The 25,310-nt window shown below is 45.4% G+C and carries 16 protein-coding genes and 1 pseudogene; 11 read left to right on the forward strand and 6 right to left on the reverse strand.

The genetic code is table 11. The annotated features are described in order from the left end of the window. Nucleotides 1–18: 18 nt before the first annotated feature. Nucleotides 19–2,028, forward strand: a complete 2,010-nt coding sequence (locus J2736_RS25460) for an alpha-amylase family protein (protein ID WP_310501401.1) — start codon at nucleotides 19–21, stop codon at nucleotides 2,026–2,028. Between the two features lie 123 nt (nucleotides 2,029–2,151). Here J2736_RS25460 and J2736_RS25465 read toward each other — a convergent pair whose 3' ends face one another. Genes J2736_RS25465 through J2736_RS25475 form a run of 3 tightly spaced genes read right to left on the reverse strand, consistent with a single transcriptional unit; the run spans nucleotide 2,152 to nucleotide 4,445 of the window. Further along, nucleotides 2,152–2,421 (reverse strand): YciI family protein, encoded by a 270-nt coding sequence (locus J2736_RS25465; RefSeq protein WP_310501402.1) that lies wholly within the window; start codon nucleotides 2,419–2,421, stop codon nucleotides 2,152–2,154. Then, nucleotides 2,418–3,308 (reverse strand): NAD(P)-dependent oxidoreductase, encoded by an 891-nt coding sequence (locus tag J2736_RS25470; RefSeq protein WP_310501403.1) that lies wholly within the window; start codon nucleotides 3,306–3,308, stop codon nucleotides 2,418–2,420. The genes J2736_RS25465 and J2736_RS25470 overlap by 4 nt, the downstream gene beginning before the upstream one ends. 18 nt (nucleotides 3,309–3,326) lie before the next feature. Beyond that, nucleotides 3,327–4,445 (reverse strand): glycerate kinase family protein, encoded by a 1,119-nt coding sequence (locus J2736_RS25475; protein ID WP_310501404.1) that lies wholly within the window; start codon nucleotides 4,443–4,445, stop codon nucleotides 3,327–3,329. Between the two features lie 143 nt (nucleotides 4,446–4,588). On the opposite strand from J2736_RS25475, the gene J2736_RS25480 reads away from it, so the two are divergent. Next, nucleotides 4,589–5,674, forward strand: a complete 1,086-nt coding sequence (locus J2736_RS25480) for a CdaR family transcriptional regulator (RefSeq protein ID WP_310501405.1) — start codon at nucleotides 4,589–4,591, stop codon at nucleotides 5,672–5,674. An 83-nt stretch (nucleotides 5,675–5,757) separates the two neighbouring features. On the opposite strand, the gene J2736_RS25485 is transcribed toward J2736_RS25480, so the two are convergent. Together J2736_RS25485 and J2736_RS25490 are read right to left on the reverse strand one after the other, a co-directional pair. Then, nucleotides 5,758–6,789 (reverse strand): anthranilate phosphoribosyltransferase, encoded by a 1,032-nt coding sequence (locus J2736_RS25485; protein WP_310501406.1) that lies wholly within the window; start codon nucleotides 6,787–6,789, stop codon nucleotides 5,758–5,760. Then, nucleotides 6,786–7,436, reverse strand: coding sequence for an ANTAR domain-containing response regulator (locus tag J2736_RS25490; protein WP_310501407.1), 651 nt, complete (start codon nucleotides 7,434–7,436; stop codon nucleotides 6,786–6,788). The genes J2736_RS25485 and J2736_RS25490 overlap by 4 nt, the downstream gene beginning before the upstream one ends. 469 nt (nucleotides 7,437–7,905) lie before the next feature. On the opposite strand from J2736_RS25490, the gene J2736_RS25495 reads away from it, so the two are divergent. The 4 genes from J2736_RS25495 to J2736_RS25510 all read left to right on the forward strand — a co-directional run bounded on the left by J2736_RS25495 (nucleotide 7,906) and on the right by J2736_RS25510 (nucleotide 14,360). Then, nucleotides 7,906–9,147, forward strand: coding sequence for a nitrate/nitrite transporter (locus tag J2736_RS25495; protein ID WP_310501408.1), 1,242 nt, complete (start codon nucleotides 7,906–7,908; stop codon nucleotides 9,145–9,147). 245 nt (nucleotides 9,148–9,392) lie between these two features. Beyond that, nucleotides 9,393–11,819: a nitrite reductase large subunit NirB gene (gene nirB / locus J2736_RS25500; RefSeq protein ID WP_310501409.1), complete on the forward strand. Its 2,427-nt coding sequence runs from the start codon at nucleotides 9,393–9,395 to the stop codon at nucleotides 11,817–11,819. A 34-nt stretch (nucleotides 11,820–11,853) separates the two neighbouring features. After that, nucleotides 11,854–12,204, forward strand: a complete 351-nt coding sequence (gene nirD / locus J2736_RS25505; protein WP_310501410.1) for a nitrite reductase small subunit NirD — start codon at nucleotides 11,854–11,856, stop codon at nucleotides 12,202–12,204. Between the two features lie 47 nt (nucleotides 12,205–12,251). Further along, nucleotides 12,252–14,360 (forward strand): molybdopterin oxidoreductase family protein, encoded by a 2,109-nt coding sequence (locus J2736_RS25510; protein WP_310501411.1) that lies wholly within the window; start codon nucleotides 12,252–12,254, stop codon nucleotides 14,358–14,360. 534 nt (nucleotides 14,361–14,894) lie between these two features. Here J2736_RS25510 and J2736_RS25515 read toward each other — a convergent pair. Beyond that, a pseudogene (locus tag J2736_RS25515) lies at nucleotides 14,895–14,984 on the reverse strand (helix-turn-helix domain-containing protein); the annotation flags it as partial. 180 nt (nucleotides 14,985–15,164) lie between these two features. Here J2736_RS25515 and J2736_RS25520 point away from each other — a divergent pair. From J2736_RS25520 to J2736_RS25540, 5 genes are all read left to right on the forward strand, one after another. Next, nucleotides 15,165–16,289: an SIR2 family protein gene (locus tag J2736_RS25520; RefSeq protein WP_310501412.1), complete on the forward strand. Its 1,125-nt coding sequence runs from the start codon at nucleotides 15,165–15,167 to the stop codon at nucleotides 16,287–16,289. Further along, nucleotides 16,264–18,000: an ATP-binding protein gene (locus J2736_RS25525; protein ID WP_310501413.1), complete on the forward strand. Its 1,737-nt coding sequence runs from the start codon at nucleotides 16,264–16,266 to the stop codon at nucleotides 17,998–18,000. Before J2736_RS25520 ends, J2736_RS25525 begins: the two co-directional genes overlap by 26 nt. A gap of 420 nt (nucleotides 18,001–18,420) precedes the next feature. After that, nucleotides 18,421–19,959, forward strand: coding sequence for a TIGR02677 family protein (locus J2736_RS25530; RefSeq protein ID WP_310501414.1), 1,539 nt, complete (start codon nucleotides 18,421–18,423; stop codon nucleotides 19,957–19,959). Continuing rightward, entirely contained in the window at nucleotides 19,931–21,124 is a 1,194-nt protein-coding gene (locus J2736_RS25535) for a TIGR02678 family protein (RefSeq protein ID WP_310501415.1), read from the forward strand. The genes J2736_RS25530 and J2736_RS25535 overlap by 29 nt, the downstream gene beginning before the upstream one ends. A gap of 2 nt (nucleotides 21,125–21,126) precedes the next feature. After that, complete coding sequence (locus J2736_RS25540; protein ID WP_310501416.1) at nucleotides 21,127–25,302, forward strand: TIGR02680 family protein; 4,176 nt, start codon at nucleotides 21,127–21,129, stop codon at nucleotides 25,300–25,302. The last annotated feature ends 8 nt before the right edge of the window (nucleotides 25,303–25,310 follow it).

The raw sequence follows: 25,310 nt of genomic DNA on the forward strand, positions 1-25,310 counted from the left end.
ATGAGAGGAGAGAGTGTCATGGCTTGGTGGACGACGAATAAACTGCGTTTGATTCAAAATAATTTGCGTGAATCCGATGCGAATTTAGATGTGGACTCCTTAGTGTCGAAGTTGAAGGAGTTATCAGCGAACGTGTTGATGATGAATGCCGGTGGGATCGTGGCCTTTTATCCGACAGAGCTTGAGTATCATTACCGTGCTGCTGGCCAAAGCAAGGATTTACTTCAAGAGGCCGTGGAGAAAACGCATGCGAACGGGATGAGGTTTATTGCACGGTTCGATTTCAGCAAGGCACACGAATCGATTTTTCATAAGCGGCCGGAATGGTTCTACCGGACCAAGGAGGGTAAGGAGGTTAATTATCACGGTATCGTACATACCTGTGTGAATAGCTTTTACCAACAGGAGTATTCTCTCCAGGTCATCGATGAGGTGCTTACCCGGTATGAGGTGGACGGCATCTTCTTCAATATGTTCGGGTATCAAACGAAGGACTACAGCGGCAAGCATTATGGCATCTGTTTCTGTGACAGCTGTCAGGCCGGATTCCGGGAGTTCAGCGGCGGTCAAGAGCTTCCGGAGACGGAAAGTCTGGAAGATCCAGTGTACCGGCAGTATAAGACGTTTCAGGAAGTGACGACGAAACAAATTCTGGACCGTATTCATGAGCTTGTGAAAAGCAAGGGCAGAGAGATCGCCATCTCCACCTATAACGAGTACAAGGTTGATATCGTCCGCAAGGAGTCCAATACGGACATTCACCGGCCGCAGCCTGTGTGGCTGTACTCCGCTTCAGAGAACGTACAGTCGCTGGAGGATAGCTGGGATGATAAACTCGTCAGCAACTGCAGCATCAACGCAATTGATCTAGTTCACCGATTTACAGGTGTCTCGAACCATGAAATTAACATTCGTCTGAAGGAAGGGCTGGCCAGTGGATCGGGATTAGACTTCTGCATCATCGGTGTGTTCAAAGATTACCCAGATAGGGAAAATCTCCCAACCGTAGCTGAGATTTTCAACTATCACAAAGAGAATGAGCGTTATTACGGACAGTTTCACTCGATGGCGGATGTAGCACTGATAAAGCCGGGAAGACCGGTTCAGAAACATCTGAAGGAATATTTCGGCTTGTACAAAATGCTAAAGGAGGAACACATCCTCTTTGATGTCATTCACCAAAGCACGCTTGCGGTCCATGCGGAGCGCCTTAAGGGCTACAAGGTAATCCTCATCCCAGATACGTCGGGTTTCACCGACGAGGAGCTGGAGGTGCTGGAGCGGGCTTATGAGATGGGCGTCAGCCTGCTTGCTTCCGGAGGAGCTTTTACTGAGGGGGTGAAGGAGCAGGAGTTTCTGCGGCACGTATTCGATGCAAGTGTGGAGGGGGTTCATCATTACAGGCAGGAGGCGGCCTACCTATGGACGGAAGACAAGCAACTATTCTCGCGTTTTCCTCAGCGGGATTGGGTATTCCTAGATGGGCCGTTGTATCGTCTGCAGCCGGGGGCAAGAGCGCTACGTGAGCTTCCGCTAGTAGAGCCCTCGACCTACGGTCCGCCGGAGCGGGCGTTCGGACACCGCATCATCGAACAGACAGCAGGGGCGCTAATTGCAGCGAATTCAAAGGGAAGGGCCATCGTCATTCCATGGCAAGCCGGCACACTGTATTATCAACATGGCTTTGCTGATCATAAGAACGTGGTGCTTGACCTTCTGGAGCATGCGGCGGATCAGTGTTGGAAGCTGGCTACGAATGTTCCTTCTTGTGTGGAGGTATTTTTTCATCGGCTTGATCAAGGCACGTACTTGCTTCATTTGCTTAATCTATCAGGCTTCAATGGCATAACGTATCACGAGCCGATTCCGGTGTACGGGATTGAGCTTTCACTTCGCGAATTAGGGGAATGTCAGAGTGCTGAAAATTTGGTGACCAAATCCAAGGTTGACTATAGGAATACGGATCAGTCGGTTACCCTTCGGATAGCGGAGCTGAAGGATTTTGCATCCATTGTAATTCGCGTGTAAGCTGGACCAAAGGGAGGCCCTGCATGACCTACGGCTGGAGCCTCCTATTGCTTGTTATCGACGTATCACTCATGTAGAAACAAGCCCTTGGCAGATCGCCAAAGGCTTGCTTTCACAGCTTGCTTACTTCCCAGTAATCACAATATCCCACTCGTGGATTTCATAGCCTCTGGCGCCTTCGATGACGAATGGATCATTCTCGGCTAGAGATTTGGCTGCTTCCTCGGATTCGGCCATATAAATGACTAGACCTCCACTGCCGTCAACGAAGCGGCCGTTAGCAAAGATATTGCCTTCACTACGCTTTTGCTCCAGGTAGTCGAGGTGTTGGGGGCGGAATGTCTGACTCTTTTGTGCATCTAGCATGGGTAGAAAGCATGCATAGTATTTCATTGATAATTTCCTCCGTTCGTTTTGTTTTGTTGAAATAAATACATCGCGGACATGTCCTTTTCTGCGAGCTCGGTCTGTTTAACTTCGCTTAGCAACTGTAGTGCTTTGGCTCCCATCGGCAGTTCCAAATTGAGCTCGTCTGCCACTTGCTGAACCAAAGCGACATCTTTATGTAGCAACTTCAGGGCAAAGCCAGCCTCGAATTGTTCTTTGGCGATGAAGCTGTTGTAGTGCCGGTCAAGGATTCGGCTTTGGGCAAAGCTGTTGCTTAAGATTTGCACCAGGGTACTCAAGTTTGCCCCCAACTGCTGTCCTAGAACTAACGCTTCACTGGCGGCTTGGGTGTGGATGCCCACCATGAGCTGGTTAATCAGCTTCACAACCGTACCGCTGCCTACCTCGCCGACATGGTAGATATTTTTGCCGAGAGCGTCAAGCAGGGGCTTTGTGGACTCGAACACTTCTGCCTTGCCGCCGACCATGATGCTGAGCGTAGCCGAGATCGCGCCTGCTGTTCCTCCGCTGACCGGGGCATCTAGAAACGCCATACCTTTGGCCTCAGCCGCAGCCGCAATTTTTTTGTTTAGTTCCGGGGAAACGGTACTAAAATCGAGAAGAATGAGTCCGGTACGTCCATTAGATAAGATGCCGTTTTCTCCAAGATACACATGTTCCACATCTTGTGGCAAGGGGAGACAGGTCATCAATACGTCCATTTCCTTACTGAGTGTTTGCAAAGAAAGACCTGTCTGGCCTCCGGCTTCGGCGAAACGCTGCTCCGCTCCAGGACTTCGATTCAAGCCGTATACCTCGAAGCCAGCTTTGAATAAATTGGTTGCCATTGGCAAGCCCATATTGCCTAGTCCGATAAAACCTACTTTAGTCATGGTCTCAGCCTCCTATCACTATTTTAATAATCTGGCAATATTGCGTACCCGTTGGTACAAATACGTCCCGGCGTTCTCCATACAAGCGTCGAGTGTCACAGGCTCAGGAACGATGGAAAAAGTAGCATGAAAATGGTCCAGCAGCTGTTCCGCTCCAGAGCCAAGACTGCCTGAGACGAGCAGCGCGGGGACCTTGGCAGCTTGGGCCAATGCGGCAACGTGAATCGGAAGCTTGCCGTAGAGTGTTTGAGAATCGCTTCGGCCCTCTCCGGTGATGACCCAGTCCGCCGCCGCAATGTGCTCTGGCAGTTTGACAGCTGCGGCAAGCACCTCTGCGCCGGGCGTCAACTTTGCGCCTAGCACGAGCATAGCGAAGCCAAGTCCTCCAGCTGCCCCGGCTCCTGGCAGTTGGCTAAGCCCTGATTGTCCCAGCTGTTCTTCAACCCTAACTGCATAGGCTTGCATGGCAGCTTCAAGCGTTTGAAGCTGCTCCGGAGTCCCCCCCTTCTGCGGACCAAATACATGGGTCGCTCCAGTATCGCCGCAAAGGGGATTCTTGACATCGCAGGCCACTTGGATGTCGCAGTCCTTCAAGCGGGCATCTAGTCCTGATAAGTCGATTGATCGAATGTTTGTCAGTGAATCGCCAAATCCGTCGACGGGGTTCCCGTTGGCATCAAGGAAGAGGCCGCCAAGCGCTTGGAGCATTCCAATTCCGCCATCGTTCGTTGCGCTCCCTCCAAGTCCTAGGATGAAGCTTCGGTGCCCTTGATCCATAGCTGCCAGAAGTACCTCGCCGATACCGCGCGAAGTGGTTCTCATTGGATTCCTCTGAATGGGAGTAATCATGACCAAGCCACATATGCTTGCTGCTTCCAGCACGGCCATACCCCCTGGCAGTTGGCCGAATTGGACTTCGACGCTTTCTCCCAGCGGTCCCGTTGCCATTAAGGGGAAAAGTGTACCGCCCGTGGCAGCCACCAACGTATCTACCGTGCCTTCGCCACCGTCGGCGATTGGAATGACAGTTACGACGGCGTCTCGGACTTCCTGTAGAATGGCTTGCTTCATAATAGTCCCCGCCTCCAAGGAGGTGAGACTGCCTTTGAAGGAGTCCGGCGCAATCACAATGTTCATGTAGGTGACTCCTTTCATTTGATTTATAACTAAATTATAGCTCGCACTAGAAAGCAAAGTCTTTATAGATGGCATACAAAATGAGGGCAAGAAATCCTTTTGTTTTTGGTTATTGTGCAGAAAAATGAATGAGGTGACCACGTATGTTGACACGCGATTTGGCGCAAGAAATCGTAGAAGAGACGATGAGACGTTTAGACCGAAATATAAACATCATGGATGAAAACGGCAGTATTATCGCAAGCGGGGATGCGGTGCGGCTCGACACGTATCATGAGGCAGCAGCTGAGGTCATCCGCACAGGGCAGACACTGGTGATATCGCCTGATAACCAAGGGCTTTGGCGAGGCGCAAATGTCGGGGTTAATCTCCCCATTATGTTCCAGAACCGAACGGTTGGCGTAATCGGCGTCACAGGGGCTCCAGAGGAAATTTTACCTTATGGGGAATTGGTGAAAATGACGACGGAAATGATGCTGAAGCAAAACTATTTGAAGCTTCAAACCGAATGGCAGCAAATTACGATGGATATCGTAGTGGAGGAACTCATTCGTGCGGAAAACCAAAATCTTCAAGGAGCACTTCATCGGCTTGATACGTTAAAAATGACCATGAAACCGCCGTATCAGCTGGCTGTCGTCTATTTGCCAAATCGAACCTCATATTCGCAGTCTGTACTGCGCATGGCTGAATCCATAATGGGGAATGTCAGACTGGTTAGCAGCTTTCTCAATGTCCATACGTGGGTTATTGTCTTTTATGATAGAGCGGAGGCACGAGTGCGGAGAGATTTGGAGCGACTTCAGGATCTGTTACGCAATCAGGGAATTGAAGCGCAGTCTGGCATGAGCTCCTCCGTGTGCTCATTCGAGGATATCGCCTATGCTTATCAAGAAGCGTGTGCGGCGCTTAAGCTTGGATTGAAGCAGGGAAGGGTGATTACGGGGTATCTCGAGGTGGAAACCCAAGCGCTTCTTAGTGAAGTGCCGACGGAGTCCAAGGAAAGGTTCATGGGTCGGCATCTGCCGAAGCTTCCAGAGAAGCTGCTTGTGACGCTGCGCGTATTCCTCGAATGCAACTTGAACATCGCCAGAACAGCCGAGCGCCTGGAGATTCATCGCAATTCATTAGTTTACCGGCTGACGCAAGTAAAGGAATTGACGGGATATGACCCGCAGCTATTTCAGGATGCCATTTCGTTGCAATTTCTAGTTTGGCTCAAGGAGTAAAGAGTGCTCCATGATAATAAAAAGAGGGTGCCCCACCACAAACATGGCGTTGGAGCACCCTCACACGACTAGGCGTATATACATTATGTCGTTGATACAGGTTTGATGGCTTCTGTCCATTCGTTATACTTCTGAAGTGCAGCTCCTTGTTCAATTGCATGACGTGCCATATAGATACCTTCCTCGATAGAGCCTGCTTTCTGCGAGACCCACAACCGGACAGCACTATTGAGCAGCACCATATTTAAGTAAGGAAGTGCAGCATCACCGCGAAGGACAGATAATGTGGTCTCTGCTTGAAGTTCAGCCGTCCATTCTACTTCTGGCACTTCAACCATAAGCTCATAAATTTCAGGGTCAACGATGAATAGCTCGCTAGCCCCATTTTGAATGAGATAAGTTCTAGTCCGTTTTTCAACGCTCAAGTCTTCGGAGCCTTCCATGCCTTGCACGACAATACCACGAGAAACACCCAATTCAATGAGCAAATTCGTGATCTTTTCAAAAACAGTACCATGAAACACGCCGACAGCCATGTAAGGAGCTTCTGTGAAGCGCAGCAATTTCTCTGCGGTATTGAACACCGTTCTCAAACCAAGTTCTTTGCGCAACTCGCGCAGTTCACCGAGCGGTTGACACCAGCTCTCAGTAGGGGTGAACAGGAATCCTGTCCGCGCTGCAGCGGAGATCAAAGCTTCTCGCGATGCTTCCAGCGCATGGACACCCAAGGCTGCAAGCACATCGGATATGGTGATACCCCATTTGGGCGGCATACTCGGGCTGCTGTGCAAAGTTGTTGGCAATCCGCAGGCTGCGAGCACGAAGGCGGTTGGCAATGTCGCGATGAATGTACGCGAGCGGCCATCATACGGGCCAGCGCAGTCCATACTTCCTGCTATGGGATATGTGCTTACTCGTTGGCGCAGCGCATGAATGAAGGCTTTGATCTCATCAGGAGATTCCATTTTAATTCGTTCTGCTACAAGAAAAGCGCCAATTTGGGCTTGCGTGGCTTTACCGGTCAAAATAAGTTCGGCTGCTTGTGCAGCTTCTTCATAGGATAAGTCTCTAGCTCCGCGTTTACCGCGACCCACTTCTTTTAATAAAGATATCATCTTTTGCGGCCCCCTTTGTTCTGATCCTGTAGTATCTGATATACCTTGACGATGGAGGTTGCAACGTCGACCATACGCTTACGTTCATTCATAGCTTGTTTACGGAGAAAATCATAAGCTTCAGCCTCAGAGATGCCCTTGATTTCGCATAAGATACGCTTCGCTTGATCAACCCACTTGCGCTCTTCGAGCTTGGAAAGAAGCTGTTCGCGTTCTTGCTGCCACTCGGTTCGTTGGAAATAATGGTTCACACCTAGTATCAATGCACAATGAATTTCCAGTGGGCTCATTCTGGATCCGATTAAGCCATCAATGCCTGCATCCATTTTGCATTCATTAGAAGGAAATGTATGAGTATCACACCACCAGAACAATGGAAGGCTCCGCTGTGCGAGCAGCCGTATACGCCAATCCGTTACTTGTTCAGGTTCTACCGATAATAATACCGCATCGACCTTGGGGAGGATAAAGGAAATTTCTTTCATATTAGATGTAGAATAAACGCGAAATCCTAAATCTTTCATAATTTCTGCAGGCAAAAATTCATTTCCAGAAATAGGTTCCGTTCGAACTGTATGCGCGCGCTCAGAGGAGGCAGCTGAGCGAGTTGACATCAACTCGTCGACCAATATGAATGATTGTAACATGGGAATACCTCCATCTTGAATAACTTTTTCATGACAAGTTCATGTTAGGTTTAAATGCTGATTGGTATTATTATACGGCAATACTATAGCATATGCACCTAAAATTTATCGATATGCTGTTCGTGTTCCTGTTTTCAATTTTTTTGTGTTATGTTTATTGACATATTGTCATGTGCATCGTATAATCAACTTAAGAAATCGGCACAATGATGTGCCACCCACCTAACGAAGGCAATGGCGCCTATCCCCTTACAAGTACGTAAATGGATAGGCTTTTTATGTTCTCTCTTACGCAAGGAATTAACTAATTGATCATGCTGATCACGATGAAGTGGCGGCAGTGGCAATGAGGCCGATGAACATCCCACGCTTGATGGGCATGTTTGTCGGCCTTTCCTGTTCATGTACAGTCATAACGTAGGGTAGGAATAAAAGAAGGCGAAAAGCCTCGAAAAAGGAGAGGGAATACATGGTTGATCGGAAAAGTTTTATGCAAGTGGGGCACAAAGGGTCATTGTTCAGTTCATTCTTGTATTTCGACATGAGCTTCATGGTATGGGTTTTATTGGGACCACTGGCTGTCATTCTCTCCAATGATTTCAATCTGAATGCTGCGGAGAAAGCCAACCTTGTTGCCTTGCCGACGTTAGGAGGCGCAGTACTTCGCCTTGTGCTCGGCGTACTGACAGATAAGATCGGTCCTAAACGGACTGGGCAGATTGGGCTGTCCTTAACCCTAATTCCCTTGCTGTGGGGATGGTTGTTCGCTAATACAATGGGAGAAATGTATTTTGTAGCCCTGATGCTAGGTATCGCAGGTGCAAGCTTTGCCGCTGCGTTGCCGCTCGCAAGCAGCTGGTACCCGCCGCAATATCAAGGTTTAGCCATGGGGATTGCTGGAGCAGGGAACAGTGGAACGATCTTTGCTACCTTATTCGCGAATCGTCTAGCTCAGCATTACGGAGATTGGCATGTGGTGTTCGGTATTGCATTAATTCCCATTCTAATAACCTTAATCATATTCAGTGTTTTGGCGAAGGACAGTCCCAATAAGCCAGCGCCTAAGACATTAAAAGAATATGGCAAAGTACTGAAGCAAAGAGATTCTTGGTTGTTCTGTCTCTTCTATAGTGTCACTTTCGGTGGTTTCGTAGGGATGGCCTCGTATCTGACTATTTTCTTCAATTCACAGTATGGACTATCTCCCGTACGTGCAGCAGATTTTACAACATTATGCGTCATTGGAGGCAGCTTCTTCCGTCCAGTCGGTGGTTGGCTTGCAGATAAAATCGGTGGCATTCGCATGTTGATGGTACTCTACGGTGTAGTTGGCATCATGATGGCGGGTATCTCTACACTTCCATCACTTTCATTAACAACGGTCATGCTTTTCGTTGCTATGATGGCCTTCGGGATGGGGAATGGCTCGGTATTCCAGCTAGTGCCGCAACGTTTCCGTACGGAAATTGGGGTGATGACAGGAATCGTAGGAGCCGCAGGAGGACTAGGCGGATACTTCTTACCTAAAATTCTCGGCAACCTGAAGTTATCGACGGGCTCATTTACACCAGGTTTTCTGATTTTAAGTGGAATTGCTCTTTCCTGTATCGTGATTATTGCGGTTGTTCAAGGGCAATGGAAACGTACATGGATTGGTGAAGGCGGGAAAGTGAAAGTCACACCAGCCAACATGGATACCGTTCAGGCATAAAGCAGGCATGGCATGCCGCTGATTCCACTTGGTCAGCGGCACTACCAGTAAAGTTTTTGCTCATGCAGCCTGCTTATCAGGCTGTATGGGCAAAGACGTTACGACTAGCGTCTTTGCAGTTAATCAAACTGCTTAAGCTCCATATCCCATATTCGTCATTTAGGGGCTTAGCTCCTGGATGACACCTTTTTACAACTCCTACAATTAAATGAATGCCCTAGTAAATGGATGGAAGGATGATCACAATGACAGTCAAAAAAGAGAAGTTAGTCCTGGTCGGAAACGGAATGGCGGGCGTAAACGTCGTTGAACATTTACTAAAGCTGACACCTGATAAATATGAGGTTACGATTTTTGGCAGTGAACCGCATCCCAATTACAACCGAATCTTGTTGTCCTATGTGCTTTCCGGTGAATCTAAAGTCGAGGATATCGTCATTCATCCCTACGAATGGTATGCGAATAACAACATTACCTTATACACGAATCAGACTATTACGAGTGTGGATACACTGACACAAACCGTAACGAGCGATATGGGATTAACCGTGTCCTACGATAAATTAATATTGGCAACGGGTTCTAATCCGTTCATGATTCCTATGCCTGGTGCAGACAAAGAAGGCGTCATGGCTTACAGAACGATCCGTGATTGTGAAATCATGATTGAGTCGGCAAAAAAGTATAAAAAAGCAATTGTCATCGGCGGCGGCTTGCTAGGTCTGGAAGCGGCACGCGGATTCCTCAACCTCGGCATGAAAGTGGATGTCGTTCATATTGTGGATACGATCATGGATCGTCAGCTGGATCGTACTGCTTCCAAAATGCTGCAAGGGGCTCTTGAAGAACAAGGCATCAACTTCCTGTTGGAGAAACAATCGGTAGAAATTATTGGCGGCAAACGCGTGACAGGACTCAAATTCAAGGATGGCACCGTTGCTGAAGCCGACCTTATTGTAATGGCTGTGGGAATCAGGCCAAACGTAGCGCTTGCGAAAGAATCCGGCATCGAATGCAATCCCGGTATTATCGTTAATGATTACTTGCAAACGAGTGTTCCGAATGTGTACGCTGTCGGCGAATGTGCGATGCATAGAGGGATCGCCTATGGTTTGGTGGCACCGCTCTATGAGCAAGGTGCCGTACTGGCGAAGCATTTGGCCGGCGTGGAAACTGGCCCGTATGAAGGCTCTATTTTGTACACGAAGCTCAAAGTATCCGGTGTTGATGTGTTCTCAGGCGGTCAATTCGTTGAAGCCGAAGGAACCAAAGCGATTCGTATTCACGATGAATTCTCCGGTGTCTATAAGAAAGTAGTCATTAAAGACAACAAAATTATCGGTGCAGTACTCTTTGGAGATACGGCTGACGGCACGAGACTCATGCAAATGATTCGGGAAGAAACAGATATTAGCGGTATGGGGAAAACGGCGATTCTAACGGATGGTTCCAGTGGCGGTGGTGGTGCGGCTTCTGGGGTTGCAGAGATGAAGGATGACGCGATTATCTGCGGTTGTAACGGGGTAACGAAAGGGACAATTTGTTCGGCCATTAAGGATCAGGGCTTAACGACTGTAGATGAAGTGAAGAACTGTACAACGGCATCGCGTTCCTGTGGTGGCTGTAAGCCGTTAGTTAGTGATCTTTTGGCCTTTACCCTAGGGGCTTCTTATGATAAAAATGCGGCAAAAGAAACCATCTGTGGGTGTACCACACATACACGTGATGAAGTCGTTACGGCGATCAGAGAAAAAGGTTTATCTCATGTGCGTGAAGTGATGAACGTTCTCCAATGGAAAAATGAAGAGGGCTGCTCCAAATGCCGTCCAGCATTGAATTACTATTTGGGCATGATCAGTCCTGAAACCTATAAAGATGACAGCACTTCTCGATTCGTCAACGAGCGTATGCATGCCAATATTCAAAAGGATGGTACGTACTCGGTTGTTCCACGGATCTATGGGGGTGTTACGAATCCAACGGAGCTTAAGCGCATTGCAGAGGTTGCTGAACAATTCAACGTGCCAACTGTGAAATTTACAGGAGGACAACGGCTCGACTTGCTTGGTGTGAAAAAAGAAGATCTGACCGCGATGTGGGAAGCGCTGGATATGCCATCCGGGTACGCCTACGGGAAAGCACTGCGAACTGTCAAAACCTGTGTCGGCGAAACCTTCTGCCGCTTTGGTACGGGGGATGCGATGGGTGTCGGAATCGAGTTAGAGAAACGCTTCGAGCGTCTGAATACGCCAGCCAAAGTGAAGCTTGCTGTATCGGGATGCCCACGAAATTGTGCGGAATCAGGGATTAAAGATTTAGGTGTCGTATCCGTCGATGGTGGCTGGGAGCTGTATGCTGGAGGTAATGGTGGCGTCAAGGTTCGTGTGGGTGATTTGATGAGCACCGTTAAGACCGAAGCTGAAATCATCGAATATACAGAAGCTTATCTGCAATATTACCGTGAAACAGGGAAATACGGCGAGCGTACAAGCGAATGGGTACACCGACTTGGCATTGATCATATTCGCGAAGTTGTTGAGAATGAAGCTGAACGTAAACAATTGTGTGAGCGTATGGATCTAGCACTTTCCGTGACCAAGGATCCTTGGAAGCAAGCCATTGATAGCAAGAAAATCCAACGTGATCTCTATGAGGTTGTTGAACTGAAGTAGAAATAGAGAGCTATAACGGGAGGAGCAGAGAAATATGATTACACAAAATGAGCAAATGATTTGGGTGCAAGCCGTTTCTTATGAGGAATTAGCCTTTAATACGGGGAAAACGATTCGTTATCAAGGAGAAGAAGTTGCCCTGTTCAAATTGAAAAGCGGGAAGCTGCAAGCAATTCAGAATCGTTGTCCGCACAAAGAAGGCGTTCTTGCCGAAGGTATTGTCTGTGATGACCACGTGTTCTGCCCTATGCATGATCGCAAAATTCATTTGCCCTCGGGACTCGTGCAAGCGCCGGATACGGGCTGCGTGAAAACGTACCTCACCAAAGTGGATGATGGAACAGTTTATATTGGGTTTCCTAATGCGAAGGAAATGGCGAGTTAATTCTTTTTCTACTATATAAAGAAGATTGATCAGCGGGGGTGGGGTGCGTGAAATCAGCACTGGTCACATTATCAGATGAACAACCCTCCTCCCATTGTTGCTTTTGCAGTATGCAATGTGGATTGGAGATAGCACCTAGTGAGAAGACCGAAGGTCTCACGATAAAACCGAGTGCGAAGTTCCCAGTTGCAACAGGTCGTCTGTGTCAGAAAGGCTTGAATGCCTTGGATCACGTCGTTCACTCGGAACGTATCCTAGAGCCGCTTCATAGGGAGACAGCAAGCGTAGGATCGTGGCAGCCAGTGTCTTGGAATCATGCCTATGCAGATATTGCGGAGAGAATTAAAGCGCTACAGGCTGAACATGGGCGAGACGCCATTGGTGTGTATGGTGGAGGGTCTTTAACGAACGAAGTAAGTTACTTACTTGGGAAGTTTACGCGTGTGGCTTTGAGGTCCAAATATATCGATTACAACGGTCGCTATTGTATGTCATCGGCGGCTGCAGCGAGTAATCAAGCTTTTGGTATCGATCGTGGCATGACGATGCCCTTATCGGAAATTCCCAATGCGAAATACATCATTCTAGCAGGCACGAATATTGCGGAGTGCCAACCTACGATGATGCCCTATTTATTAGAGGCAAAGAAAAAAGGCGCCTTGATCGTAACCATCGATCCCCGCAATACCATGACATCCAAAACAGCGGATATTCATGTGCGGCTTCAACCAGGCTTCGACTCTGTCTTCATTAATGGGCTCATTCATGTGATGATTGCAGAAAACCTCCTTGATCAGAAGTTCATTGATGCACGGACATCTGGCTTCGAACAAGTGAAAGAAGCGGTCCAATCGTTCACGCCGGCTCGTGTGGAGTATTTAACAGGTGTACTTGAAGCTGTGACTCGTACCATCGCACGTGGCTTCGCCAAGGCGGAGACGGGGATCGTGCTTACAGCGAGAGGTTTGGAGCAGCAAGTGAATGGGGTAGAGAACACACTTAATTACATTAACTTGGCGCTGCTTACGGGTAAAATAGGGCGTTCAGGCTGCGGCTACGGGGCTGTGACCGGTCAAGCGAATGGTCAAGGAGGCCGCGAGCACGGACAAAAAGCCGATCAACTCCCAGGCTACCGCTTGATCGAAGATCCTGCAGCTCGTGAGCATGTCGCCAAAGTGTGGGGCATCGATCCAAGTGAGCTGCCGGGCAAAGGCGTTTCTGCCTATGAGCTGTTGCAGAAGATTGATGAAGGTGAAATTAAGGCATTAATCGTGCTCGGCTCCAATCCATTGGTTTCAAGTCCGAATAATAAAATGGTAGAACGTGCCCTGCAAAAGCTAGAGTTGCTTGTGGTCGCCGATATGTTCGAGACCGAAACTGCACGGTATGCCCATTATATTCTGCCTGCGTCCTCCTTTGCGGAAGCAGAAGGTACCATGACCAATCTCGAGGGGCGCGTGTTCCATCGGAGGCAGGCAATGGAACTGCCGGGGAATTGCAAGCTCGATTATCACATTATCAGTGAGCTGGCTGACGCGCTAGGACGGGGAGCTTACTTTCAATATGCGGGTATTGAAGACGTGTTCCGTGAACTAGCCGCAGCTACAGCAGGCGGCAAAGCTGATTATAGCGGCATCACCTACGAGCGCTTGCGAAAGGAAAAGGGAATCTTCTGGCCCTGCGGATCGGCAGACCATCCAGGTACACCGCATTTATTCCAAGATCGTTTCCATCATGCGGATGGCAAAGCCAAATTATTCGGTATTCAACCGAAAATGCCAGCAGAGCCCATTGATTCCGACTTTCCTTTCGTGCTGACAACGGGCCGTCTGGCCAATCACTACCTCAGCGGTGCTCAGACGCGCCGAACCGAAGCACTGAATAAGAAGGCACCCGTGCCGGTTGCCGAAATTCATCCCTCATTGGCCAAACGAATCGGCCTGAGCTTAGAACAAAAAATCCGGATCACCAGCCGGCGTGGCTCACTTGTTTTTCAAGTCAAGGTCACCGAGGGGATTCAACCGCGTACCGTTTTCGTTCCTTTCCATTGGGGCGACGAGCATTCAATCAACGTGTTGACGAATGATGCGTTGGACCCGACAAGCCGTATGCCGGAGTTTAAAATTTGTGCGGTGAAGGTTGAGCGAGTTGATTAGATAGTAACGGCCTAGTTGGGATGCCAACTAGGTTGTTTGTTTTTTTCGAGTGCTACAACCCGAACCTAGGTGCGAAGCAAGATTCGAGGCAAGAAATTAAGCAAGATTCGAAACAAGATTGGAACCAAGATCCGCCCCCGCCACCTAGCCCAAGCGCGAAGCACTCAGCCAACCTCAATTGCAGCACGAAGCACTCAGTCAACCTTATCTTGCAACCTCTGACACAGAACTCTCCACCACAAACTTCCTTTTAAATTTTAACTGGATTTATACAGTTATTTCGACGGAATTATGCCGGATATTCTAATTAGATGGAAAGAATGTAGTTAATTTTACCAAATTACCTTGATATTACTGAAATGAGCAAATATAACTACATAAAATCCATCTAATTTCAATATCAGCTTGTTTTGGGTGAATTTAGATGTACAAAATCCAGTTAATTTGCGTGGGTAAGCCTACAACAAACATAAAAGCCCCCATTCCCCTCAAATAGAGGGTGGGTGGCTTGCATGGATCCCTTCGCTGACGGAATCAGATCTTTAATTCCCCAAGCTTAATCAGTTCTACAACCGCTTGTGAACGACCCTTTACGTTCAGCTTTTGCATGACGTTCGCAATGTGTTTTGAAGAACAATGAAATACATCTATGACTAGTTAGTTGAACGCCTCAGATTTAGTTGGACGAGCATTTTTTAGAATTTTATTGTTTGTAAAATCTTAGCAGGTTTTTCGGGAGAAATGTCGAACTTTGAACTTAATAATTACGGGTGTTTTTTGTCGCCAAGCTCAAGGGGAAAAGTTATGCGAGATAAATATTCTGATTTTATTGAACAAACGTTCAAATTAAACCCTGTACTTATCGTTGGAAGCGGTATATCTGCGGGCGCTGGAATCTCTGGTATGGGGAAACTAGCAACTTATTTATCGGAGAATGTAAATGTGGAAAAATTGGATGCCCATGAAATACTCATATGGGATGAAATCAAGTCTAAATTAACAAATGGAATGGGTCTCGAAGAAGTGCTTCAGAATTCGGGAGAGGCTGTGAGCAATACGCTTTTGCAAGAAATCATTCAACACTCTTGGTGTTGCATTTCAACAGATGAGCAGAAGTTGCTTCTAGATATTTCAATTAATATTGATCCAACAGGTTTTGTTCGATACTTTTCAAAATTCATTACTTCCAGTACGAAAACCCTTCACATAGTAACGACAAATTATGATCACTTGATCGAATGGTCTGCTTCAAAAGCAGGTTGGAAAATCTGGGACGGATTTAACGAAGGTTCAATTGGTTATCCACTTTCAGTAAGCAAGTTGAATGAACAAATGAATCGAACTATAAGAATTGGCAATGGCAAGACCAAAAGCTTTAATATTATTACTCATCCTCATTTACGAATTTATAAACCACATGGTTCTCTAAGTTGGTTTAAAATTCCTAATGGTGATGTAATTAAAGTGCCTGGAGTCGGTACTCATTTAGTATCGTTTCTAGAGCGGGTTCAACTAACGCCGACCATTGTTACCCCTGGAACAGGAAAATATCTTGAGACACACATGGAGCCATATTATACGGTGCTTTCAGAAATGAAACAGGTTTTGACTGGATGCAAAGCTCTATTGTTCTTAGGATTTGGGTTTAACGACTTGCATATTCAGGGCAGTTTTGAACCGTTATTACGAAATGATTCTATTCCGAAAATTATCTTAGCTATGGATCTATCTAATGCTGCGAAAGCGTTAATTGAAGGAACAGCAATTAAGAATTTCATTGCTGTTCAAAAAAAAGGCGATTACAGCGAGATCATCAGCGATAAATTTGAATCATTTATTCTGGAAGAATCGAATCATTGGACATTTATCGAACTTTTAAATCAAGCTTGGGGAGCTGAATCCTATGCAGCAACGCCTAGATCTATTTAACATTAGCAGTGAGCATTTTGTCGGATATGTCAATAAAGTTGATAGCTACCGCGTGAATGTTTCAAGTTCAAATGATGATCAACTTCGAAAAGTAAATGTAAATGGCTATGTTATTATGAACACCTCCGATCCAAATACTCGTTTGGTGGGTCGTATTGATCGAGTAATTCGTCTAGAATATGATCGCGATGAGACTACTTCCACAGACGATAGCGGTGTCAACAATGATATAACCATCAATGCTCTAGGTACGCTCAAAGGACCTCGATCAGGCAAAGAAAGTCCGTCATTTACGCGGTCGGTTGAGAACCTCCCAGAAATCGGTGCAGATTGCTTTTTGTTATATGGCGAGTATCTGACACTATTTACTGGTTTAATCGCTGATGAAACTGCCAAATCGAAAACCCCATTATCATTGGGCACATATACAATGGCGGCAAATGCTCATGCTCTTTTGGACGGCAACGCATTCTTTCAAAGACACGCTATGGTCGTTGGCTCTACAGGTTCGGGAAAATCATGGACAGTCGCCAGAATCATTGAGCAGGTAGCGGGTCTAAACGATTCCAATATGATTGTTTTTGATTTGCACGGGGAATATGAACCTTTAGCTGCTCACCCAAATATTACTCGTTATCGAATTGCCGGACCAGGAGATTTGGAAAATCCGAATGAGGACGTGCTATTTCTTCCTTACTGGCTGCTGGGTTATGAAGATATGCTCGCTCTTATTCTAGATAGAAGTGATGAAAATGCTCCAAATCAGTCGATGGCATTCAGCAACGCAGTTATAAGCGCTAAAAAAACTGTATTAGAAAACGAAGGTATGGTAAAAGAACTTGATACCTTTACCATCGACAGTCCAGTACCATATAGCTTAGATGATGTAGTGAATGCAATCACTGAATTAAATGAACAAAAAGTTCAAGGTAAAACTGGACCAGTCAATGGCCCTTTTAATGGAAAGTTTAATCGGTTTTTACCGCGGCTTCAATCAAAGCGAAGTGATCGGCGACACGGTTTTTTGTTCGCTCTAAAACAAGAACAGCTTGCAGTGAATTACCTTGACTATTTGGTTGAAAAATTAATGAAGGCAAATGATGATCGTACTCCTGGTGTGAAAATAATAGATTTTAGCGAAGTTCCATCGGATATTTTGCCAATTGTACTTAGTTTAGTAGCTCGTCTAGTCTTTCAAGTACAACAATGGTCAGCTAGTAGCTTGAGACACCCGATCGCGCTTGTCTGCGATGAAGCACACTTGTATTTGCCGAACCGTATGGCTGCTGATGCAGCTGAAGCACGTGCATTGGCTCATTTTGAGCGGATTGCAAAGGAAGGTCGTAAGTATGGAGTAAGTTTACTCATTATTAGTCAGCGCCCTTCTGAGCTAAACACTACAGTAATGAGTCAATGTAATAATGTCGTTGCACTTCGATTATCAAATCAAGCAGATAAAAGTGCAGTAGCGAACTTGCTTCCAGAAAACCTTGGCGGCATTCAAGATCAGCTTCCGACACTTGGAGTAGGAGAAGCAATTGTTGTTGGGGATTCGTGTTTATTGCCAAGCAGAATAAAAATCCAGAAGCCAGAATATCAGCCTAATTCTGGTTCAGTAAAATTTTGGGACGAATGGAGCAAAGCCGCCAAACAACAAAATCTTGCTCTGGCCGTTCAAAATTTGAGAAGACAGAATAGTGGCCAAGAATAGTACTTAATATCTTCTAACGATAAAAAAGCATAATTGAACGGCAACGATCTGGAAGTTTCAATTCGTTGCCGTTTTCCATTCAATACCGTGAATCAATATCGAATAGCAGGATTTATAGTTATTTTTCACCCTAATTATTGAGATAAGTTTTTTACTGATTTTTTTTTATTATTAGACAAATCCTAAATTCTTTGTGAACAAGCCACGCACATTGCAATTATAGATGAAGAAACGTTTCAATTGGCCCAAAAAATTAGATTAAAGAGTGGCGGTGGAAAACGTGGTGGTGTCAGAATAAAGTGAATGTATTTGCTGGAATGACGGTATGTAAGTACTATGGGGGTTCGATGGTATGTACGATATCGAAATTAAATTACTTAATATTAAATTAGGGAAATAAGAAGGGAGAGCTAAGTTGTAATGGATATATCAGTTATGCGCCAAGTGCCCGAGGCTATTTATCTCTCTACACATGATACGAAATACTATCGCTCAATATTAAGATACATGTATGAACAGCACCGTGTTTTTAACAACGATGTTCTGCCAGTTGAAATCCTTACCTATCTTCAGCAAATCCCGGAGTTTGGGGATTACACCATGGAGAAGCTTGACGGCGATTTATCCGTCCTCGTAGGCAATAAAAATCTAATTATAAATCAAGACAATACAGACGCTGCGACACTTGAAGAACTCATAAAGAACAGAAAAACGTATTCATTGACGGAGTACACCATCGAGTTTGAAAAAACACTTATTTTCTTGGAAAAAAAACTCAATCGAATTCGCGGCGGTTCACTCGACAAAAATTTAACAGAACGTTTGTACAATGCCCTTATCCGCGTAAACGGTTTTTCTGTCGCAACGGATTTGGATTCCAAGGATCTTGAAGACCTTTATGCTGCATGGGACGAACTGTATGACCGTTTCACGAAACTGGATAATGATGCCTCCGATTATTTAAATCACATTAGTGGCGATAAACTCGACAGCAAAATGGAGACTGAAGCTTTTATTGTGTTTAAAAATCAATTCCGTTCTTACTTAACGGACTTCATTGTTGAACTCAATCGAAATTCTCCATCTATTATCAATATCATTACCCGCATCTCGGAGAAAAAAATCGAGTCGATTATTACGCAGCTCATTCGTTACAAAAAAACCATTCCAACAACTGCCGTAGTATCGGACCTAGAATATACTGAGACCTTCTTTGATGTTTGGACGGGCATCCGCAACTGGTTTATAGCAAACGGAACAAAGCCGAGCAAAGCCTATCAAATGGAAGTGCGTACTCGTGACGCCATCAGCAAAATGTCCAAGCTCGCTCATTTTCATGCGGAGCGCCAGTTTGTAAAAAAGAGCCGCGTGACCGAGTTTTTACGACTTGCTGACATGGCACATGCTTCAACACTAGACGAAGCACACAAAGTCTTTTCTTACCTGTTCGGATTTGAAGGCATCCAGCACTTTAAGGTTGCCCAAAAACCATCGGATAGAAAAGACGGAACGGTGTGGGATTTTGAGCCCGATGAAGTGGATGTGACGTACCGGGTCAGACCGACTGGAGAAACGCAAAAGAAGCGAAATTTAAAAGTAACCAAAGTTACGCAGGAACAACTCGAAGAGCAACGTTTAATGAAAGAACGTTTAGCTTACGAAGAAAGCGTGCTTCTGGAACTCGTCAGTCAGCCTTATCTTGTAATCAGAGAAATGAATATGGTCGAGCCCTTTGTTCGCAGGGCACTACTCGATTGGATTGATGCGGCTCTGCTTAACGAAATTGGCTTCGGCATCTATCAAGGTTCTACAGAGCTTGGCGTAAAATTTAAGCTCCATATACTCGGCAAAGAAAATATTGAAATGCAATGCACTGATGGCACCCTTTCGTTACCTGATTTCCAACTAACATTTACAGAGGTGAATGTGCGTGAAAAAGCCCTCACAGGAGTTTCTTGAGTGCATCCATCAACTTCTAGATAATTTTTGGATTGTACGAAAAGATAATCCGGAATTGTTTTATGAAATAAAGAAAAACGAAGGTATTTTACGTGATTATTTTAAAGATTATTTCCGCTTTAAAATGGTTTTGGGTGCTGATTTCGCTAAGCTCGAAAAATACCAAATTACGCCGCAAGCTTCGACCGGCATCTCCGAATTTAGAGAAACAAAAGATTATGTTATGTTTTACTGCGTGCTTGCGTTCCTCGATGGAAAAACTTCCAAGCAATTTACGCTTTCGGATGTTTGCCAAGCTGTTGTTTCTTACTACCCCCGGAGCGGGATACATAATGCCATAGTCGATTCTCCATCACTGACTTGGAAAGGTAAAGAGGGGTATCGCAACCGCTTATCGCTTTATCATGCTTTAAAAGAGGCGGTTCGCCGGTGTTTAATCGAGGTAGTAGATAGAAATATTGAAGACTTCATAGACAAAGAAACGGGAGATGCCTTGCTTCGCTCAACCGGTCTTGTGAAATACTTTATGCGTAATATTAACTTTGGACTGGAAGCACAAATGACCCTTCAAGATGTCGTTTCGATGCAAGAGATGCAAGAACGTGAACTTGGCATCGAGAGAAAACACGTCCTGTACCGCAAACTGTTTTTGGAACCTGCTCTATATAAACACGAGGTGCCGCAAGCGGATTTTGAGTACCTTCAGCAGTATGGACGCCATCTGAATGACCATGCCGAAACATATTATGAAATGAATCTAGACGTTTACGACTCAAGTGCCTTCTTGGTAAGAGATAGCGTTGGTACATTCCACAAATTTTTCCCTGCAAGCAACTCGGAAGCTAATTTGGTTATCCAGTTCGCCAGCTTGCTGCGGTTAAAAATCATAGATAATGACGATGCACTTGCCGAACAAAAAGACGGCACCGTCGTTTTGACACCAACGGATATAGATATGATGTGCCGACACTTGGTTGGTGAGCATAGCCATACGTGGACAAGTAGCTTGAAGGGTATGAGTATCACGGAAATCAAAAAGAGCATTATTAATTCATTAATGGATTGGAAACTCGCCGAATTTACTCTGGAAGGTGAACTCAAACTTTATGACGTTATCGGTCGTTTTTTTGAAAAAACGAAAGATGTGAACTCGAATGGAGCGTAAACATGAAAAATATTGAACGCTGGAAACCAAATCGCATTATCTTTTTTAACTATTGGTACTTCCCGAATGAAGAATATAAATTCAAAAATGGCAGACTCCTGATTAAAGGTCACAACGGTGCAGGAAAGTCCATTGCCATGAATTCGGTCTTCACCTTCCTTATAGACGGCAACAAGGACCCTAAACGCCTGGACCCTTTTGAATCGAGCGACCGCAAGTTTTATGATATCTTACTTGGCGAAGAATCGCTCAACAAAGACATTACAGAGCGTATTGGTTACGTTGTTGTTGAGTACAAACTTGGCGACAAGGAAGAGTATATGACAACCGGCATCGGCATGTATGCCAAACGAAAAAACCGGAAGATGGAGGATGCCTGGGGCTTTGTTATTCCGAATCGCCGGATTAAAAAAGGGAAAAATTCGCTGTCACTTTATAAAACCGAGATGCTGGACGGTTCCCTCGAAAACATTCCGTTCGATAGAAAACAATTTGTAAACGAAATTGGAGAATCCGGTCAGGTGGTGGATTTAAACCATTATGCCAAACTCATCAATGAAAAGCTATTTGGTTTCCCTGATGAATCCGGACTCAAACTGTTCACCGATGTGCTTGTTCGCCTGAAAAGCCCGAAACTTACAAAAGGTGGCGGACCTGATGATTTGAAGGATACCCTTAATCATTCTTTGCCGGCGCTCACCGAGCAAGAATTATCGGCTTTGACCACAACCGTACAAGCTCAAGACCAAACGCAACGAGAAATCGACAAAACAAAAGCCGACCTATTGTTCGTTAAGGAGCTCGATAAAGGATACGACGCTTATGTTTCTTATGTTTTTGCGGATAAAGCAAAACACTACATTGATTATGCGCAAGAACTGCAACGCGTGAACGTCGAATATGAGGCTGTTATTAAGGAAATAAACGCTAAATCAGAAGCATTTAACCAAGCTGATTCACAAATTAAAGCCATTGAAAGTGAAATCGAAGGACTCAAACAGGCAAGGTCAGAGCTTAGGTACGATGAAGTGAGCAATTTGGAAGAAGCACTTAGTTCCGCGAAGAATGCACTCCAAAGACTTACGGTTGACAAAAAGGAAAAATCGTCGCGTCTTGAGAGCAAGAAACAAAACTTGTCTTCTGAAAAGGATGCCCATCGCAAAATCGAAAACGAGCTATGGGAAATTGAAAAAGAAATGAAAGTCACCCTAGAAAACCTAGAAGAAATCGCTTATGAAACTTCATTTGCGGATATTTATGATACCTTCATCGACCATTACAAGCGTCACACAAGTGAAGTTGGTTATGATTTCTCTCTTTGGGAGTCGCAGACGCGGATTCGGCTACAAATACTTGATGCGCTTTATAAGCAGTGGTCAGAATATGAGCAAAAGAAACGAAATCTTACGGAATTACGTGGGCAAATTGAAGAAAAGCAAACCGTTTTGGATGCACAGCGTCAACTTAGAAGTAACCAAGCAGACCAATACGACCGAGAATGCAATGATAGCTACATGGAAGTTGAAAACTGGATAAAGGAACTCAATGCCCTTAGGCTCAGCTCCAATTGCACTACATCAGTTAAACGGATGATGAATGGCTACTTGGAATCAGTTTCCGAGGAAGAGTTGCTTTCCCCGATTTTGCGGGAGCGAGATGAGCAGTTGTCCGTTCTTCAGGTTAATCAGGCATTTTTAGCTTCGCAAAAACAAGCTAAAACGGAAGAAAAGTTCCGTGTGGAGCAAGAAAAGGCGGCATTGGAAACGAACCAAGAAATTGAACCCGAACTATCTGAACCTAAACAAAATCAAATCGCAGAACTTAAAGCAAAAGGCATTCCTTTTGTTCCTTTTTATACTGCAGTTGAGTTCAAGGGAAGCCTCACAGAAGAACAAAAAGCTCGTCTGGAGTCTGTGCTTACGGAAGTAGGGATTTTAACCTCGATTATTGTACCCGTTTCCCAGCAAGACGAGGCGCGTTCTCAGTCCGTTTTAAGCAGCAATAACCCAACCGCCACAAACAACCTCACGCAATATTTCGATGTTGCGAGTGATGAAGAGGTGTCGGAATCGGATGTTCTAGCGGTACTGCGCGGCATTTCGGTTTCGGACGCTGACGCACATTTTATTTTGGATAATGGCGCATTCCAAGGTTCCTTTATTTCCGGTATGGCTCCGCACTACGGGGTGGCTAAATATATTGGTAAACACGCGAGAGAGCAAGAACGGTTGCGCAAAATTGCATTGCTGGCTCAAACAATCGCAGGGTTAGATAACGAATTGATAGCACTTCAAACGGCTATTGAAGAAAGCAAAGCCGTCATCATTCAAGTGGAAGAAGAATTCAAGCGTTTCCCCAAATTTTCCACACTTAAAGAAGCCAAGCGGAAACTGGAGACTATCATTAGTTACATCACTGACATTATAGAGCCAGATCTCGCGCGTTCGAACGAAAACTTCAAGGAACAAAAACGCTTGCTCGACAGACTGCTTGCTAAAATTAATGCGGATTTCGAGTCCTTATCTGTCGATAGAAACGAACAGTCTATTTATCAAGAATGCCAAAACCTTGGAAATTTTAAAACTGCCATGACCAATTTGAAAATTTCCTCCCGTTCTTACGACAATAAGCAATCTTTGCTAAAAAACCAAGATGAAAAGATACAGGAAATTGAAGATTCTATCGGAGAGGCTAGAGGGGCAGTACTTACGCTCGATGGTCAAATGAAAACTCTAACAGTAAGGATTGAAAGCTATGAATCATCATTGAAAGAGATGGATGCCGATGAGATACGTGAACTGGCACAGTTGATTTCAAACAAGTTGGAGCAATTGCCTAATGACCTCTCTGCCATTAACCGTTCCTTCGGAGAATTAAAAAATGCTTTGATAACGTTAAAAGACAGCCTGCCTCACGGTGAAAAAAAACAACGCTTCTTAACTTGGTTTATTGCATGCTGGGAAAAAGCACTTATGCTAGACGTGAAAGAATTCGGTGAAAGGTTAGGTTTACCTGTGGATGCGGAGCCTGATACACTGGCACCCATAGTTTTGCAAAAGTTTGGTCATTTGCTTCCGAGAAAGGACAGAATCAAAATCAAAAGTGATATGGGCACCATCTTTGGTAATGCCGATAAAGGACTCCCAGAATACAACCTCAGTATGGAACCCGTAGAGTTTGAACTTGACGTTCCGGAATTAAGCGCGGACCAAAGCAGCATGCTGGATATTTTGATGATGGTTGCGAAGCGGGATAAGGTGACTCTCGAATATCAGGCTCGCCGAGTATCACCTAACTATTCAAAAACCAAGCTCGAAGAACAAGATAAAATCCTTGCTGATGTCATGGCAGAGAAGGACAAAGAGATTTATGAAGATATTCTTATTAACCATGTCGGGGAAATTATCAAAAGCAAAATTCGCAACGCGAAAGAATGGGTACTTCACATTAATGAAATTATGGAACGCACTCAAATTTCAAGTGGTTTGAAGTTTGATATGGTGTGGTCGCCAAGGAGCAACCCGAACGAAGAGGAATTGGATACCGTGGATTTAATGCGTATTCTCGAAAAAGACCCTATTCTGTTATCAGATACCGACAGGAAGAAAGTGGCACAGCACTTCCGTTCCAAAGTGGATGAGGCAAAACGCAAATCCGAACTCAGTGGCACGTCTTCATTTATTGAAGACATCAAGAAGGTGCTTGATTACCGCGATTGGTACCAGTTCATCATTTATTACACGAAGACGGGCGAAATGCGCAAAGAAATGAAAAAGAGTAACTTCAACACCTTCTCAGGCGGCGAGCGGGCAATGGCAATGTACACTCCTCTTCTTGCGGCTGTTGATGCTAGGCTTCAAAGTGCGAGACCTAATGCACCGCGCATATTTGCGCTTGATGAAGCCTTTGCCGGCGTTGATGAAAAAAACATCAGAGAAGCATTTAAAGTCATTGAATCGTACGATTTTGACTACACGCTTAATTCACAGGCGATATGGGCTTGCTACGAAGAAGTGCCGGACCTCTACATTGCGGTTCTAAGCCGTTTAGGCAACGCGAACGTGGTCATGTCAACAGCCTATACCTGGAACGGCATTCGAAAGCTGCCCGTTGATGAATCTCAAGAATTGTTGGAAGACGACAGCGAATCATTCAACTCGCAAATTGCATTATTTTAACTAGGTGG

The sequence above is a fragment of the Paenibacillus qinlingensis genome (genome assembly GCF_031455095.1).
Taxonomy (GTDB): domain Bacteria; phylum Bacillota; class Bacilli; order Paenibacillales; family NBRC-103111; genus Paenibacillus_E; species Paenibacillus_E qinlingensis_A.

Bases quoted from the DNA above. Each gene is read 5' to 3' on its own strand.
- nirB (WP_310501409.1), top strand. From the start codon at position 9,393: ATGACAGTCAAAAAAGAGAAGTTAGTCCTGGTCGGAAACGGAATGGCG.
- J2736_RS25460 (WP_310501401.1), top strand. From the start codon at position 19: ATGGCTTGGTGGACGACGAATAAACTGCGTTTGATTCAAAATAATTTG.
- J2736_RS25530 (WP_310501414.1), top strand. From the start codon at position 18,421: ATGGATATATCAGTTATGCGCCAAGTGCCCGAGGCTATTTATCTCTCT.
- nirD (WP_310501410.1), top strand. From the start codon at position 11,854: ATGATTACACAAAATGAGCAAATGATTTGGGTGCAAGCCGTTTCTTAT.
- J2736_RS25470 (WP_310501403.1), bottom strand. From the start codon at position 3,308: ATGACTAAAGTAGGTTTTATCGGACTAGGCAATATGGGCTTGCCAATG.
- J2736_RS25465 (WP_310501402.1), bottom strand. From the start codon at position 2,421: ATGAAATACTATGCATGCTTTCTACCCATGCTAGATGCACAAAAGAGT.
- J2736_RS25520 (WP_310501412.1), top strand. From the start codon at position 15,165: ATGCGAGATAAATATTCTGATTTTATTGAACAAACGTTCAAATTAAAC.
- J2736_RS25525 (WP_310501413.1), top strand. From the start codon at position 16,264: ATGCAGCAACGCCTAGATCTATTTAACATTAGCAGTGAGCATTTTGTC.
- J2736_RS25490 (WP_310501407.1), bottom strand. From the start codon at position 7,436: ATGTTACAATCATTCATATTGGTCGACGAGTTGATGTCAACTCGCTCA.
- J2736_RS25485 (WP_310501406.1), bottom strand. From the start codon at position 6,789: ATGATATCTTTATTAAAAGAAGTGGGTCGCGGTAAACGCGGAGCTAGA.
- J2736_RS25495 (WP_310501408.1), top strand. From the start codon at position 7,906: ATGGTTGATCGGAAAAGTTTTATGCAAGTGGGGCACAAAGGGTCATTG.
- J2736_RS25480 (WP_310501405.1), top strand. From the start codon at position 4,589: ATGTTGACACGCGATTTGGCGCAAGAAATCGTAGAAGAGACGATGAGA.
- J2736_RS25540 (WP_310501416.1), top strand. From the start codon at position 21,127: ATGAAAAATATTGAACGCTGGAAACCAAATCGCATTATCTTTTTTAAC.
- J2736_RS25475 (WP_310501404.1), bottom strand. From the start codon at position 4,445: ATGAACATTGTGATTGCGCCGGACTCCTTCAAAGGCAGTCTCACCTCC.